The following is a 15,108-nucleotide window of genomic DNA, read 5'->3' as shown; positions in this document are numbered from 1 at the left end:
CCTCATCACCCGCCATGTCCGTTAGCTCCGGCGCTGCTCGTGCCACCGCCGGATGACTGACCCGAACGACCGACTCCACTTTCCTCAGGAGTGGGTGCGTAGCCTCCTCGCACGCCGGGGATAGCGCCCCCGTCCGGCACCGGCGCGACAGCATGGCCGCGGATGATCGTTCCCTGTGCGTCTCGCGGGCTGAACACCGACGAGGTGTTGTACACGAACGCCTGAAGGTCGGTCAGGTACGACTCGAGCACCGCGGTGTCATGTGGGAGTCCCTTGCTTACCGGCCGTACATCGGACAACGCCATGTCGGTGTCGGCTACCAACGGCCGGAGGTCGGCTGCCAACGGCCTTGCCTTCGCCACAACGGGCGTGGCCTTATCAACCGTCTGACCCAGCTCCTCGGCGAGCTCACCGGTTCTGTGCAGCGCCGACGGTAGCGTGTCGCTGGCGGCATCGAGGTCGGTCAGCACGGGATCGAGTTCGTCCGTGAGCTGTTGGGTGCCGGCCAATGCCCGCCGCAGCTGGTCGCTCAACCCCGGCAGCTCACCGAGGGTGGCTCGCAGCTCGTCGTCGTTGCGTCGCACCGCACGCAAAGCTTGCTGCGCCGAATCGGCGAGCTTGGTAAGACGATCCTGATTTCCACCGACTGCCTGCGCGATTCGTGACAGGCCACTGGTGAGTTCGCTGAGCTTGTCCCTGCGGGATTGCAAGGCGGTTAATGCCGGCTTCAGATGACGCACTGTCGCGTCAGTGGCGCGCAATCCATCGGGAAGCTGTTCCGGTGCCCTTGCCAGCGCCACATCGGACTCGCGAAGCAGGGCGCTCAGTGCACGCCGTGACCGCTCGTCGAGATGCTTCAGCACCTCATCGGGCTGGATCGCCCGTTCGGTCCGGCTGGCAGGCAACGTATCGCCAGCCGGCAACGGCGTACCAGGTGGTCCACCGGGTTCGATCTCGACATACATCTGGTTCAGCGGATTGACCGTACGCATCACGGCGCGCGCGTTGTCGTAGATCTGATGTCCCGGCTCAATGCTCAGTGTCAAGCGCGCCGTCCCGCTGTCGCTCACCGCCCAATCGACGATCTGCCCTACCTCGACACCGGCGATGGTGACGAGATGTTTGGCCTCAGCATTGTTGCCAGCGGCGTCCTCGAACTCGGCGACAAAGACGTACCGGTCCGACCAGGGCGGCGTGAAGTGCGCGTTCACCAAATTCACCCCCAACGCCGTCATACCGAGTGCGAGAAACGCGATCACGAGCGTCAGGTTGCGTCCCAACCCTGGAACCGTCCTGATCCGATCCCAGGTCCGCCGTACGGACAATCGCTTGCTCACCTTTGTGTCTCTAGTTACCCGAATCATCGTCCGCTCCCCGCTGATCGTTCTGGCTCACCGAACCTGGCGGGAGCGCCCCGACCATCTCGAGATATTGCCGCATGTCGAGAGGCTGCCCGATTCCACTAACCGAGTTCGGCGCGATGCCAGCGGCAAGCCTTGAGTGACCACCCGACCCGTCATTCCAGCTGAGCGCATCCGCTCCCCGGCTGAACAGGTAGCCGAGCTCGACGTAGAGCCGGTTCCCGCTGGCACCGCCGCCTGCGTAGCGTCCCTTGCCGCTCCACGGCGAGAGCACCGTGTCCGAGATCGGCCCTTCTACGCGGTTGAGCACAGGACCTGTCACGTCGGAGAGCACGCCGGTCGCCTTGCTAGTAGCCGGAACCAGCCGCCGAACAAGAGGCCGCGCCTCATCAAGCGTGGGTTTCAGATCGTTGAGCAGCCCGAGGGTTGGCTTCAGCACCGGGTTGAGCTTCGCCAGCATCCCATCGAGCTCGTTGACCGCTGGCCGGAACTCGTCTGCCGTGCTGGACAGCTTTCGCAGAGTGGGCCTGAGGTCGGCCAACCCCGCGCGCGTCACCCGAAGTGTCTCCGGCAGGGTTCCGACCGATGCGGCGAGCGGTTCACTCCCCGCTGCCAGCGAGGCGGTACTCGCCCGGAGCGACGTGATGATCTCCTGCAGCTGCCCGGACCGCGCGGTCAGAACTTTCCCCGTCGCATGCATACCGGTGACCAGTTCGGACAGATCCCGATTCGGCCTCGTGCCAAGAGCACCGCGCAGGACCTTGGTGGCTGGGTCCAATGTGGCCGGCGCGTTCCGCAACACATCCCGGATCGCCTCGGTACCGCCTTGCTCGAGTACGCGGTCGAACTGCCGGATCGACGCTCGGATGCCCGTTTTGGCTTCCTTACCGCCCACAGCGTCCAGTACACGATCAAGTTCGACCGGCAGCGACGTACGCTCCACCGGAATCCGGCTGCCGTCATACTCGCCACGCCCGCCCGGTTGAAGGTCAACATAGTAGTTGCCACCAAGCAGCAGGGTCGGCCTGATGCTCGCTGACGGCGCGGAACCGAGCTTGTCACGGACGTCACCGTCCACCTGCATCGTGACAATCAGCGTGCCGTCACCAGAAGGTCGACCGTCCGTTGTGGACCCGACGATGACTCCACCCAACTTCACATCGCTCTTGTGGTCACGAAGCTTGTACGCACGCGGGAACTCCGCCTCGATCGTCGTCGTGTCAGTGAACACGCGCGACGCGACGTTGCCGATCCGCTCCTTGTTGTAGAGAGCGAACATGAACCCGAAGAACGCCACCAGGATCAGGAGTCCGCCGATCGCCCGCTGGGACATCCCGGTACGGGAAGCGATGCTCGCTGTCGTGCTGTTCACCGCTTTCGTCATGCTGCTGGCAATCTTCACCGTGGGCCTCCCAGCAATCCGGTGGCGCGGTCATGGTCGGCCTCACCTGGCTCCGGGTACACGTTCTGCGGGACTGCTGACGGCCCAAGCAGCCCGCCAGCCGTCCGCAACATCGGCGACGCGATACCAAGGCGGGCGTAATTGACGCCGTCGATGCTCTGGGAGGTCCAGCTGTGTCCCCTGACGAAGAACTGGCCCATCTCCGGCGCATAGGGCGCTAGCGCTGACAGTGGTGCGGCCAGATCGTCGAAGGCTCGTGTGACCTGGTGGGCAAGCGGTCGCGCGTCGGCAAAGGTACCGGTCAGGTCCTCCACAGCGGGTGTCGCTCGCTCGGCGACCGCGGGCACCTTCCCGAATGGGCCAACGGACTCCCGCAGCACTCCGCGCAGGTCGTCCTCGGCCTGCGCCAAGGCCCTTGCGCCCGGACGCAACCGCGCGACCGCTGACCGCGTGTCGGACAGCGGTCGGTCGAGCGCGTCGAAAGCACCGTCCAGACTGTCCAGTGCCGGTGGCAGCTGACGCAGCGACGCCATCAACGGATCGGCGTCATCAACTGTCAACGCTCGTAACGTCGAGTCAGCCTGTTCAATCAGCCGACTGATCTGTTCGCTGCGCCCGGCGAACCGGGATGCGAGCTGATTTCCGCTGCGTAGCATGCCGATGAGATTCGTCTGGTCCGAGGACAGCGTCATCGACACTGACCCGAGATCATCCGCCAAATCCGGCATTGACCGCACGAAGTCTCGTACGTCGCGGCTCCGGCCCGCCGCACCGCCGCCGAGTTCGCGGATCGCACTGGTCGCCGCGGCCCTGCTGCGCTCGTCGAGCACGTCGAACAGTTCGTGTATATCCGCCGAACTCTTCGTCTTGGCAACCGGAATAGTGCGGCCAGGCAGCTCCCCAGCCGTTGCGCTGCCGGGGTAAAGCTCGATGAACTTGACACCCAGCGCGGAGAAGTCCCAGATTTCCGCCCTAGCGTCGGCATAGACGTCGTGTTCCCCGTCCAGCTGCATAGTGACGAGCGCACGGCCGTCGCGGTACTCGATATCGGCTACGCTGCCGACCCGGACGCTGTTCTGCCGAACCTCGTTTCCCTCCATGAGGCTGTCCGTACTAGTGAACGCCGCCCGGACGGTCGTCGTCTCTTGCCATGGCAAGCCGGTATGTGCCGAGACAGCGAGGTAGAGGATCAGCGCCATTCCGGTCAGTCCGGCGATTCCGGCCAGGATCGTGACCCGGTTCCTGCGCGATTCGCGAGGCCCCACGTCGTCACCGCCCTCCGAGTAGCTGTCCGAGCAGGGACTGTTCTTGCGTCTCCGTCAAACCAGTCGCACTCCCGTCAGTGGCGCCGCCACCGTCCTTCTTCGCTCCGTCTCCGCCAGCACCGCCGGGTATTTGCGGTAGCGACGGTGAGCCATCCAGCGGCAGCTCCGGCAGCCCTTCCGCGAGCTCTGATACGTCCGTACCGCCAGGCCCCGCACCATCCGCGATCGTGCCCAGCGCCTTCGGCGTCGTGACGATCGAGGCGCGGAAGTAGTGGCTGAGCCCGTCGTAGCCGGACGTGCTCAGCGCCCAGCCCTTGATGAACTCCATCAAGTTGTCGAGTCGCTTACTCAGCGCCTGCTCCATCAACGTCCGACCGTGCTGAGCCACGCCACGCAGATCAGGACCGGCGGGCCGCAGCGTCTTGACGAGCGGACCAGCCTGGTCGAGGAGCTCGTCCGCTCGCTCAAGCACCGGCGACAGACTCGCCAGAGCTGGGTCAACGGCATCAGCGAACGTGTGCAGCTCAGTCCCGACCTGGCGAAGATCACCCGTGACGGGACGGAGCGCGGCGAGGGTTGGCGCGGCATCAGCGGATACGTCGGCGACCTTCGCGAGGGTCCGCTGCGCTTTACTCAACGTGCCAGGCAGTCGTCGCAACGTCGCCGCGACCGACTCTCGCTCGGCCGCCACCGCCGACAGCGTCCTAGCCGTCGAGTCGACAAGGCCGTCGAGCTTGTCACCGCGACCGTCGGCCAGCGCGCGCACCACCGGTTCGACGTTATCGACCAGCTGAGCCAGCAACTCGTTGTGCTCACTGAGCATCTCACCGAGACGGTCCGTCTGCCGCATGGCTGGAGCCAGCGCTTCGATGCCCTCGGCGATCTTCTCACCCCGGCCGTTGGCCGCTTCGCCGAGCGTCGTGACGAGAGCGGCGAGCGCCGCACCAGTCGGGTTGTCCACATCGTTGAGGATGTCCTGCAGATCGACTCCGCTCCGAGTTCGCTCCACCGGGATCCACAACGCGTCATCAGGCATCCCGCTGCCTTCGGACCCCCGAGATAGCTTGATGAAGCGCTCGCCAAGCAGATCCTTCAACGTGATCTCGGCACTCGCGTCCTTATACAGCGGCAGTACGGACCGTTCGACCACCATCTCGACCCTGGCGAGGCCGCCTTGCAACGTGACCGACTCAACGCCGCCGACCGTGACGCCGGATGCCTTGACCTCGTTGCCCGCGACGATGGGACTGGCGTCCTCGAACATCGCCACGACCGTCACCTCTTCACCGTCCCGGCCAGGAGCCATCGCTATCGCGGCTACCGCGACGACGACCACGGCCACGATCACCGCGAGGCGTCCGCGGTAGGACTGAGTCAGCTTCATCGCATTCCGCTCCCGTGCGCGTCGGTCCACGGTTGGTCTACGACCTCACCTGGCTTCGGCTGATGCGTCGATAGTGGTGGCAGACCGCCGGACGGTTGAGCGTTGAACGCAGCCGGGCCAACCTGCGCCAGCCCACCGAGCCACACATGTCCTTCCGCGTCGTAGTGCGCGTAATCCCGGCCCCAGTTGTTCACCCAACCGACCGCTTCCGGTGTGTATGGCCGCAGGTACGACACCGCAGGATGCACCTTCTCCATGATCCTCGTCACCTGCGGCACCACGTCGTGCGTTCGGTCAAGCAACGCGGGCGTTTTGCCAAGCAAGCCAGCTGCCGATTCCAGCGTGGGCCGCAACTGCGCCACAGTTGGCCGGAGTCTCGCGAGTACCGGTCGCAGCATGCGCGACGTCGATGCCAGCCGCCGTGTCGCCGGATCCATGTCGTCCAGCAAGGGGCTGGCCTCATCTACCGTCTCCGGAACCTCATCGAGGGTGCCCTTCGCTTCCTTCAATGTTGCCGGGAGCTCCGCGAGGCCTTCCTTCAGCTGCTGCTGTTTCTCGGCCATCGTGCCGGCTACCTTGTTGAAATCCTGAACCACATTGGACAGGTCCGTCTGCCGTTCCGCGACCGCCGACGTCAACTGCTCCAGTTCGGTCACCAGTTCCCGAATCGCGGGGCCGTCCCGGCCAACGGCTTCCAACACCGACCCCATGGCTCTCACGGCAGGCCCAGCACTCGCCAACGTCTTCCGCAGGTCCTTCTCCTTGCCGTCCACCGTCTTCGCGAAGCGCCTTATCAAGGAGTTCAGCCTGTTCCTGGTCTTGTCGTCCAATGTAGCCAGCACCTGGTCAACCTCGATCTGGCTCGACTTCGCGGTGTACATCGCACCGCTGGGAATGGGCTTAGCCTCCGCCGGACCTGGCTCGATACTCAGGATTCGCTCGCCAAGCACAGATTGCCATTCGACCCTGGTCACCGCACCTTCACGAATCGGCGCGTATGCCTCATCGATCGTGGCCGTCACGATCGCCTTGCCATCCCTTGCCTCGAGACGACTGACCGAGCCTGCTTCCTGCCCGTCGATCCAGACAAACGACCCTTCTACGAGCTGCGCTGCCGACGGAACCACGAACTGCACCCGGTAATCATCGTCGGACGCAAGCGTGTACAGGCCACCAAGTCCGGCTACACCCAGCATCACACCGATCACTAGCCACACTCGCGCTGCCATATCATTCCATTCCTAGCGGGCCTGCCGAGTCTCCGGAGAGAAACTGCTGGACGAACGGATCATCGGCGGCGAATGCCTCTTCGACAGAGCCGTAATATACAAGTTCGCCGCGCCACAGAACGCCAACATAATCACTGACACGACGCGTGGTGTTGATATCGTGCGTGACGACAACATAGGTTCCCTTGTGTTCCCTGTGCATTTCTACGATCAGGTCACACAGTAGGCTCGTTCTGACCGGATCGAGTCCCGAGTCCGGCTCGTCGAACAGCACGATATCCGGTTTCATGACAAGCGCTCTAGCAAATCCGGCACGCTTCTTCATGCCGCCCGAAATTTCGTTCGGATACTTCTTGAGGGACTCGCTCAGACCCACTTCAGCGAGACCCTTCAACACAATATCCGTGATTTCCGATTCGGCGAGATCAGTGTTCTTGCGAAGCGGAAACGCGACATTGTCGAAGATGTTCATCGACCCGAACAGCGCACCGTCCTGAAAGAGCACACCGAAGCGCTTCCGTAGCTCGGAACGTTCCTCTTCGCTCATCGACCAGATGTCTTGACCAAATATACTGATCTCGCCGCGATCAGGTTCGAGCAGGCCAACGACGTGTTTCAGCAGCACGCTCTTACCGGTACCGGACGGGCCAAGTATGGTCGTGACAGCGTTCTCCGCGAAGTTGATGTTCAACCCGCGTAGCACAGCCGAACTACCAAAAGACTTGTGAACGTCGCGAACTTCGACGCTGTACGCCACACCGTCCCGATAGCTGTCGACCGAGGAAGCCGCGTACGCACCCTGGTCCATCGATCCCGGATCCCGCTGCCCGCGAAAGAGACTAGGCCGCAACATGGAACCTCCTCGTTCAAATTCCGTGATTGTGGTTCAGTAACCGTGATCTAGCCAGCGCATGCGTCCAGCTAGTTTCCAATAGGGAGAACGACATTCGTACCGTAGAAGAGCTGGAACATGCAGCCAGCGCCGAGCAAATTGACCATTACCACGTTGAACGCCATGGATCTCGCGGTATTCTCGCCGACACCGACGGGCCCTCCCCGAGCGGTATATCCGTAATAACAGGAAATGATGATGGCGAGCAGAGCGGTGACCATAGCCCAAGTCATCGAACGAAACAAAATATCGCCTGGAGTGATGAAGGACCAAAATACCGCGTTATAGCCGCCAGCCGACACCGTCCCGAGGACAACGACATTGGTTACATAGCTCCCGGCCGCCGCCCAGGAAAACCCGGTGATGAACAGAAACGGCATCGCTATAATAGACGCCCACACGCGAGTGCCAACCAAGTAGGCGCGCGACGGAACTCCCATGACCTCCATCGCGTCGATCTCGTCGTTGATGCGCATCGCACCCAGTTCGGCGACGATCCCGCAGCCTATCTTCGCGGCGACAATGAAACCCAGGAAGACGCACGATGTTCCTTTGAGTGTCGCGGCAGCGGTAACGAAACCAATGTACGCCTGGGCGCCGATCTGCGTGAGCAGGTAATGGCTCACTTCGGCTACCATGACGCCACCAGTCAGCAGCAAAAGCCAGATCACGATCGAACTCGAACGGATCATGATCGCACACTGCCGGATGATCTCACTGGGGAATCGCAGCGCGCGAGGAAGCTCCGCGATCGTGCTCACCGTCCAGCGGCAGAGCAAGACGACTTCCTCGAGATAGGTCGTCCCAGCAGCCGATTCCGGCTTGTGTTCCTTGGTGCCCGGGGCTTCGTGCGTTGCGATGGTCATGTCCGTTCCCCTTCTCACCGCGAGACCGTGATGTCTGGAACGGTGCCCAGCAGCACCATGTTGAAGAGCACACTGAGGATGAAGACGGCAAGTACCGATATCACCACAGCCTGATTGACCGCTCGACCCAGTCCCTCGGAGCCGGATTCGGTATGCATGCCCTTGCTAGCGCATATAAATCCGATGAGCAGGCCGATGAGTATCATCTTGACAAAGTTTCCAACAAGCTCTGGAACTGTAAGATTTTGCATGAAGTTGGTGAGATAAGCGGCGCGCGATGTGCCACCGAGGATGGTGACAATCACATATCCTTGAATGACGATGACGATGATTCCGAGGGTATTTACTACCCACGACACGATCGCCAGACCAATCACTCGGGGAAGCACAAGTATGCGGATCGGATCCTGCCCGAGAACGCGCAACGCGTCGATCTCTTCCCGAATCTTTCGAGCACCGATCTCGGTCGTCGTCGCGGTGCCGATGACGCCGGCTACCACGGTACCGGCGATAAAGGGTGTGATCTCCCGGATCACGATCGCGAGGTAGATCGTGCCGAGGCGGTTCGCGGCACCCAGGATGAGCAGAATAGACACCGAGAAGGTGACGAGCAGCATCCCATAGCCGAACATGGCGAAAAATCCGGGTACCGCGACCTTTTTGAACTGATCGAACATGTCGTCGCGAACGTCCGCCAGCAGTCCACGGCGTTTACGAACCAACGTTTGACATGTCTGAATGGCCAGCATGCCCGGCTGACCCACCTCGGTAATCACGCGGCGAATCGGCCTTGGCGCGCTCGCGCCAAAGCTCGGTTTCAGGACATGCCGAGCCGTTGTGGCCTGACGATCCGTGCCGTTGCTACGTGGTTCCGGGACGTCACGCTGGCGCCCCGGAACCGAATGACCTGCTCCTTCATCGGTCATGTTCGCGCGCTCCACTCATTCCAGCCGGCATATGACGAAACTGGAGACTCGCCACCAGTTGTGGGGTCAAGACTAGAATTGGTCGTGATCCGAGTCACTGCCCAATTCAGAGAATGCTGTCCGGACGGCCAGTGCACTTCGCCAAGCCACTCCACCGGCACCGGACGCTTGACTGAAGGCAGCGCTGGGCCGCTTTGGTTTCAGCAACAACGACGCTCGGCGACAGTTTGTAAGCCCTGCGGTATCAATCGCGTGCCGACTTATATACGGTCAGGTTATGCCGGTGATCGGACGGTACCGCGGTGCAATCCGCGTTTTTGCCATTGCGGATCTGGTATACACCGGGGCAAGTATGCTCAAGAAGGGTACGTTGGCGTGACATCCAATGCGGTTTTCTCCCACGCTTCGGGGCACGAGCAGGTCATCTTCTGCCACGACGAGCGGAGTGGCCTGCGCGCGATCGTCGCGATTCACTCCACCGCTCTCGGCCCAGCGCTGGGTGGCGTGCGTATGCATCCTTACCGCACTGAGTCCGATGCGTTGAACGACGTTCTCTCCCTGTCACGAGGAATGTCCTACAAGAGTGCGCTGGCAGGCGTCGGCCTGGGCGGAGGAAAGGCAGTGATCGTCGGCGACCCGGCGAGCGACAAAACCGACGAGCTGCTCCACAGCTTCGGCAGACGGGTCGATTCGTTGGGAGGCACATACATTACCGCTCCCGATGCCGGAACCTCCGTACGGGACATGGACGTCATCTCCCAGCACTGCAAGTATGTTGTGGGCCTGTCCGCCGCATGCGGCGGCTTCGGCGACCCATCACCACACACCGCACTCGGAGTCTTCCGTGGCATGCTCGCCAGCGAGGTGTACTTGCGCGGGACGGCGTCATTGCGTGGTCGGCTGGTTGGCGTCGAAGGCGCAGGTAAGGTGGGCTACCACCTGGTCAGATATCTCCTAGAAGAAGGTGCGCGGGTCGCGGTCACGGATGTCAATGATGCCGCACTCGCTAGGGTTCGCTCCCTTGGTGACGTGCGGACCGTGCCCAGCATCAACGAGCTGCTGAGCTTGCCACTCGATGTCTACGCCCCGTGTGCGCTCGGGGGTTCTCTCACTGAGGAGAGGGCTACGATAATCCCAGCACGTATCGTATGCGGCGCCGCCAACAATCAGCTGACCGATCCCACTGTAGCGATGTCGCTGCACCGGCGCGGCATTTTGTACGCCCCGGACTACCTGGTCAATGCGGGCGGACTTATCCACGTCGCTGCCGAATTCCGTGGGTTCGATGCCGAGCGCGCGTGGGACTCGATCACGTCGATATCGGGCACGCTCGGCGAGGTCTATGCGATCGCGGACCGTGAAGGAGTGAGTCCTGCCGAGGCCGCCGATCGTCTCGCCGTCCGGCGGATCGCCGCGGGGGCGGACTAGTTCTTCCGCACCCGCCGGTAGCGCTGAATCAGTGCGTGCGTCGAGCTGTCATGGCCGTCGTCATTCACGCGCTCCATGTCGAACTCGCCGTAGATCCGGGTGGCAAGCGCTTTGCCCAGCTCCACTCCCCACTGATCGAACGAGTTGACTCCCCAGATCCATCCCTGGGTGAATACCTTGTGCTCGTACAACGCGATCAGTTGTCCGAGTGTGTATGGCGTCAGTCTGGGTAGCAGGATCGTGGTACTCGGCTGGTTTCCCGCGAAGGTGCGATGCGGCACCTGCGATTCCGGCACCCCGGCGGCAACGACCTCGGCCGGCGTTCTACCGAAAGCGAGAGCTTCTGCCTGTGCGAACAGGTTCGCCATCAACAGGTCGTGGTGTTCCACCATGCCATGCGTCGGCTCGAGCACCCCGATAAAATCGCATGGCACGATTTCCGTTCCCTGGTGCAACAGCTGAAAGAATGCGTGCTGACCGTTGGTTCCCGGTTCGCCCCATACGATCGGCGCGGTGGCGATATCGATAGGGGTGCCGTCGCGGGTCACGGACTTGCCGTTGCTTTCCATGTCCAGTTGCTGGAGATACGCGGGCAATCTCGCCAGTCGCTGGTCATAAGGCAGCACAGCGTGGGTCTGCGTGTCACAGAAGCCCCGATACCACACGCCGAGCATACCGAGCAGGACTGGCAGGTTTCGCTCGAAAGGAGCACGGCGAAAGTGCTCGTCCATCGATTGTGCACCAGCGAGCAACTCACGGAACCGCTCGGGCCCAATCGCGATCATGACCGAAAGCCCAATAGCCGACGGCAGCGAGTATCGGCCACCCACCCAATCCCAGAACACGAACATGTTTGCCGGATCGATGCCGAATGCGGCTACCTCGTCGGTGTTCGACGAGACAGCGACAAAATGTCGTGCGACCGCGCTGGAGTCGCCGAGCGCTGCCAGCAACCATGCCCGGGCGGTGCGTGCGTTAGTCAGGGTCTCCACCGTGGTGAACGTTTTCGAAGCGACGACGAACAGTGTCCGTGCCGGATCCAGGCCGCGTAACGCTCGTTCGATGTCATGGCCGTCCACGTTCGATACGAACCTGATGTCCAGCTCATCTGGCATGTACTCACGCAGAGCGTGAGTGGCCATCGCCGGACCGAGATCGGAGCCACCGATGCCGATGTTGACCACTGTCCGGATCGGCTCGCCGGTGAAGCCTCGCCAGGTTCCCGAACGGACACCGTCCGCGAACTCGCGCATCTGGTCAAGTACGTCGTGCACGTCGGGCACGACATCATGGCCGTCCACCAGCACCGAGCAGTCCCGCGGCGCGCGCAGCGCGGTGTGCAGAACGGCTCTGTGCTCCGTGGTGTTGATCGGGTGACCGGAGAACATCGCATCAATCCCGGTCGCGAGATCGCGGTCCGCGGCAAGGTCAAGCAACAGCTCCATGGTCTCGGCCGTGACCAGGTTTTTCGCATAGTCAAGGACGACACCGTCGTGTTCGACGGTCATGGCAGGACCGCGCCGCTTGTCGTGACTGAACAGTTCTCGCAGATGCGTCGTTTCCAGTGACTCCCTGTGCTCCCGCAGCTTCCGCCACAGCGGCGCCTTCGCGATGCTCATACGACTGAATCCCTCGATGTGGTCTCCCGCGCCCGCCGGATCGCGGCGACGCTGACCGACCTGCACGAAAACAAGCGATGTATGCCCGAAATCATGCACACCGGCGCGCGCTGTGTCAATACACCCTCGCGGTCCGGGCGCCCGCAACGACGGTGACGCTCTATCCGAGCAGCGCCTCGCCACCGGGGTCCCGCGTCATGATGCTCGCCAGCTTCCGGATGGCACGCGCCTGCAGCGACCTGACCGAGGCTCTGCTCCGACCCATCCGGGCCGCGACCTCAGCGACCGACAGATCATCGAAGAATCGCAACAGCACGCACTGCCGCTGGTCCTCGGTCAACTGGTCGATCCACCTTCTGGCCTCGCGCTCCGTCTCTCGAGTACAGACGACGAACTCCGGATCGCGTGTCTCCGCGCAGAATTCAGCGTCATCAGGGAGCTTGACCTCGCGACGGGTCCTCGAAGACCGTACGTTGTCGAGAACGATGTTCCGCGCGATCGTCGTGAGCCACGCACGGAAGGTGGATCCGCGATAGGTTACCGAGTCGAGCGCTCTCAGCGCACGCACGAAGGTCTCGCTGGTGAGGTCATCGGCGACCGTTCGGTTGTGAGTACGGGCGAAGACGTATTGGTAGATGTGCTCCACATGGGTTTGGTACAGAACAGCAAACGCACCGGTGTCGCCGGAACGCGCGTGACCAACGAGATCCCAAACGTGCGCTGAACAATACGGATCGTGTCTGTGCGCCGGATTATGCTGGCTCCAGACGCCGCCTGCCCGCCTCGCTTCGGTGGCCTCGATCCCTCGTAGCGCCGCGGCATCCTGCCGATCTAATGCGGACGCCTGGTGAACAACGCCGTCAACCATGAAGTCAAGCATGCATACCCAGGACGCGACGCGAGACCGGGCAACTACCCGTATGTATACCTATCTTTCGGTATGCCGCGAGGCGTGGCTTTCTCTGGAGGCACGTTCTACCGGGTAGTCATCGCGCTAATCCTGTGCGTGCATGGCACGCCGCCATGTGCCGAGAACCATCAGCGTCTTCGTACCGATGACCTGGCCACTACGACGCAGCTCATTGATGATCTCACGGAGATGCTCGACCCCAGTGGCATGCAGACGCACTAGCGCGTCAGGGTCACCAGCCACAGTGAACACTTCAAGAACCTCAGGCACCCGGCTCGCCGCCATGGTGATGGTTCCGACATCGGTGTCGCCGGAGAAGCGCAACTCCACGAACGCTTCGAACACCGACTCCAACTTGCTGCGGTCCAGTATCGCCGTGTAGCCGACAATGACGCCGAGGCGCTCGAGCCGATCGATCCTGCGCTTTACCGGTGACACCGACATACTGACTCGCTCAGCGATATCCGTGACCGTGCGCCGCCCGTCCTGTACCAGCAAGTCCAGAATGGCGCGGTCCACCCCGTCAATGACACCCGTATCCATCACGGACACACTAGCACCTCGCGCAATTTTGTCCCTGTCTGAGCGCCAATCAAGGTCACTATTTTGCGCCATCTGCGCGTATCTTGCGGACTCCTTGCCTGGCTGGTTCAACGAGAAGTGGAATACCAACGACTCCGAGCCGACGCGGGAGGCCACTATGGCAGAAGTCCAGACAACCGAGGGGAACGAGCCGCTGCACCAGCTGCTGACCCCAGATGGCACCGCCGAGCTGGACGGGACGCTCTCGCTGGACCTCACCACGGTAGATGTCCGTGCGCTCTATCGCGATCTCGTACTCACCCGCAGATTGGACAGCGAAGCGATCGCACTGCAACGGCAGGGCGAGCTTGGACTGTGGCCGTCGCTTCTCGGGCAAGAAGCTGCCCAGGTTGGCGCGGCGCACGCTCTCCTCGACCAAGACATGGTGTTCCCGACCTACCGCGAACACGGAGTGGCATGTTGTCGCGGCGTAGATCCCATCTCGCTGCTCGGTCTGTTCCGAGGCACGACCCTGGGCGGATGGGATCCCTACGACCGCAACTTCAATCTGTATACGCTGGTCATCGGCGCCCAGACGCTGCACGCGGTCGGCTACGCGATGGGCGTGGTTCGCGACGACGCGGTGGGAAGCGGAGACGCCGACCGCGACACGGCAGTCCTGGCTTTCCTCGGCGACGGAGCCCTGAGCGAGGGTGAAACCAATGAGGCATTCATCTGGGCCGCTACACAGCAGCTGCCCGTTGTGTTCTTCTGCCAAAACAACCAATGGGCCATCTCAGCCCCGTACAGCACGCAGAGCAGGATCCCGGCCGCACGCCGAGCAGCCGGCTTCGGCTTCCCCGGTATTCGAGTGGACGGAAATGACGTGCTGGCCTGCCTGGCGGCGACCCGTGATGCGCTGCGGAGGGCACGATCCGGCGGCGGCCCGACGCTGATCGAGGCGCTTACCTATCGGGTCAACGCGCACACCACCGCCGACGATGCGAGCCGGTACCGCAGTGCGGCCGAGACCGAGGAATGGACGGGACGGGATCCGCTCACCCGGATGCACACCTTCTTGTCCACGGAAGGCCTCGCTGATCCGGATTTCTTCTCCGACGTCGATAAGCAGAGCGATGCCCTTGCCGAGCGGCTCAGGACTGGCTGCAGGGCACTCGCCGAACCGGGCACGACGCTACCGTTCGAACACACCTACGCCGACATGCCCGCTGAGCTGCGCCACCAAATGCGCGAACACCACGACTTTGTCGCGTCGATGGAACGGAGCGAAGCCTCACAATGAT

13 protein-coding genes are annotated in these 15,108 nt (G+C 62.5%); 2 read left to right on the top strand and 11 right to left on the bottom strand.

What is annotated here, in order from left to right; translation table 11 throughout:
- Positions 1–5: 5 nt before the first annotated feature.
- From AMYHA_RS07950 to AMYHA_RS07915, 8 genes are all read right to left on the bottom strand, one after another.
- A complete protein-coding gene (locus tag AMYHA_RS07950) occupies positions 6–1,259 on the bottom strand; it encodes an MlaD family protein (RefSeq protein WP_169732906.1) in 1,254 nt (417 codons plus the stop codon).
- 88 nt (positions 1,260–1,347) lie between these two features.
- Positions 1,348–2,763 carry an MlaD family protein gene (locus AMYHA_RS07945; protein WP_051399659.1) on the bottom strand — a complete coding sequence of 472 codons (1,416 nt, stop codon included), beginning with the start codon at positions 2,761–2,763 and terminating at the stop codon, positions 1,348–1,350.
- A complete protein-coding gene (locus AMYHA_RS07940; protein WP_034269539.1) occupies positions 2,760–4,028 on the bottom strand; it encodes an MlaD family protein in 1,269 nt (422 codons plus the stop codon). The genes AMYHA_RS07945 and AMYHA_RS07940 overlap by 4 nt, the downstream gene beginning before the upstream one ends.
- A gap of 4 nt (positions 4,029–4,032) precedes the next feature.
- Positions 4,033–5,412: an MlaD family protein gene (locus AMYHA_RS07935; RefSeq protein ID WP_034269537.1), complete on the bottom strand. Its 1,380-nt coding sequence runs from the start codon at positions 5,410–5,412 to the stop codon at positions 4,033–4,035.
- Positions 5,409–6,641, bottom strand: coding sequence for an MlaD family protein (locus tag AMYHA_RS07930; protein WP_034269534.1), 1,233 nt, complete (start codon positions 6,639–6,641; stop codon positions 5,409–5,411). The genes AMYHA_RS07935 and AMYHA_RS07930 overlap by 4 nt, the downstream gene beginning before the upstream one ends.
- A 1-nt stretch (position 6,642) precedes the next feature.
- Positions 6,643–7,449: an ABC transporter ATP-binding protein gene (locus AMYHA_RS07925; RefSeq protein ID WP_051399657.1), complete on the bottom strand. Its 807-nt coding sequence runs from the start codon at positions 7,447–7,449 to the stop codon at positions 6,643–6,645.
- A gap of 113 nt (positions 7,450–7,562) precedes the next feature.
- Entirely contained in the window at positions 7,563–8,399 is an 837-nt protein-coding gene (locus AMYHA_RS07920; protein ID WP_034269529.1) for an ABC transporter permease, read from the bottom strand.
- A gap of 14 nt (positions 8,400–8,413) precedes the next feature.
- On the bottom strand, positions 8,414–9,325 hold the full coding sequence (locus AMYHA_RS07915) for an MlaE family ABC transporter permease (RefSeq protein WP_084036939.1): 912 nt from the start codon (positions 9,323–9,325) through the stop codon (positions 8,414–8,416).
- 375 nt (positions 9,326–9,700) lie between these two features.
- Between AMYHA_RS07915 and AMYHA_RS07910 the strand changes: the two genes are divergently transcribed.
- Entirely contained in the window at positions 9,701–10,753 is a 1,053-nt protein-coding gene (locus AMYHA_RS07910) for a Glu/Leu/Phe/Val dehydrogenase dimerization domain-containing protein (protein WP_034269527.1), read from the top strand.
- Here AMYHA_RS07910 and pgi read toward each other — a convergent pair.
- The 3 genes from pgi to AMYHA_RS07895 all read right to left on the bottom strand — a co-directional run bounded on the left by pgi (position 10,750) and on the right by AMYHA_RS07895 (position 13,897).
- A complete protein-coding gene (gene pgi / locus AMYHA_RS07905; protein ID WP_034269526.1) occupies positions 10,750–12,372 on the bottom strand; it encodes a glucose-6-phosphate isomerase in 1,623 nt (540 codons plus the stop codon). The genes AMYHA_RS07910 and pgi overlap by 4 nt on opposite strands.
- Positions 12,373–12,532: 160 nt before the next feature.
- Positions 12,533–13,240 (bottom strand): RNA polymerase sigma factor, encoded by a 708-nt coding sequence (locus tag AMYHA_RS07900; RefSeq protein ID WP_169732905.1) that lies wholly within the window; start codon positions 13,238–13,240, stop codon positions 12,533–12,535.
- Between the two features lie 126 nt (positions 13,241–13,366).
- Positions 13,367–13,897 (bottom strand): Lrp/AsnC family transcriptional regulator, encoded by a 531-nt coding sequence (locus AMYHA_RS07895; protein ID WP_330759497.1) that lies wholly within the window; start codon positions 13,895–13,897, stop codon positions 13,367–13,369.
- Between the two features lie 85 nt (positions 13,898–13,982).
- Here AMYHA_RS07895 and AMYHA_RS07890 point away from each other — a divergent pair, with 85 nt between their 5' ends.
- Positions 13,983–15,107: a thiamine pyrophosphate-dependent dehydrogenase E1 component subunit alpha gene (locus AMYHA_RS07890; protein ID WP_034269524.1), complete on the top strand. Its 1,125-nt coding sequence runs from the start codon at positions 13,983–13,985 to the stop codon at positions 15,105–15,107.
- Position 15,108 lies beyond the last annotated feature (1 nt).

The sequence above is a fragment of the Haloechinothrix halophila YIM 93223 genome (assembly GCF_000504245.1).
GTDB classification, from domain to species: Bacteria; Actinomycetota; Actinomycetes; order Mycobacteriales; family Pseudonocardiaceae; genus Haloechinothrix_A; species Haloechinothrix_A halophila.
Note: the sequence above shows the minus strand (reverse complement) of the source record. Positions and strands in the feature narration are given on the sequence as shown.

What these genes read in the sequence shown, in the direction of transcription:
- AMYHA_RS07935 (WP_034269537.1), bottom strand. Translation starts at nt 5,412, where the DNA reads ATGAAGCTGACTCAGTCCTACCGCGGACGCCTCGCGGTGATCGTGGCC.
- AMYHA_RS07930 (WP_034269534.1), bottom strand. Translation starts at nt 6,641, where the DNA reads ATGGCAGCGCGAGTGTGGCTAGTGATCGGTGTGATGCTGGGTGTAGCC.
- AMYHA_RS07925 (WP_051399657.1), bottom strand. Translation starts at nt 7,449, where the DNA reads ATGGACCAGGGTGCGTACGCGGCTTCCTCGGTCGACAGCTATCGGGAC.
- AMYHA_RS07920 (WP_034269529.1), bottom strand. Translation starts at nt 8,399, where the DNA reads ATGACCATCGCAACGCACGAAGCCCCGGGCACCAAGGAACACAAGCCG.
- AMYHA_RS07915 (WP_084036939.1), bottom strand. Translation starts at nt 9,325, where the DNA reads ATGACCGATGAAGGAGCAGGTCATTCGGTTCCGGGGCGCCAGCGTGAC.
- pgi (WP_034269526.1), bottom strand. Translation starts at nt 12,372, where the DNA reads ATGAGCATCGCGAAGGCGCCGCTGTGGCGGAAGCTGCGGGAGCACAGG.
- AMYHA_RS07900 (WP_169732905.1), bottom strand. Translation starts at nt 13,240, where the DNA reads ATGGTTGACGGCGTTGTTCACCAGGCGTCCGCATTAGATCGGCAGGAT.
- AMYHA_RS07895 (WP_330759497.1), bottom strand. Translation starts at nt 13,897, where the DNA reads ATGGCGCAAAATAGTGACCTTGATTGGCGCTCAGACAGGGACAAAATT.
- AMYHA_RS07890 (WP_034269524.1), top strand. Translation starts at nt 13,983, where the DNA reads ATGGCAGAAGTCCAGACAACCGAGGGGAACGAGCCGCTGCACCAGCTG.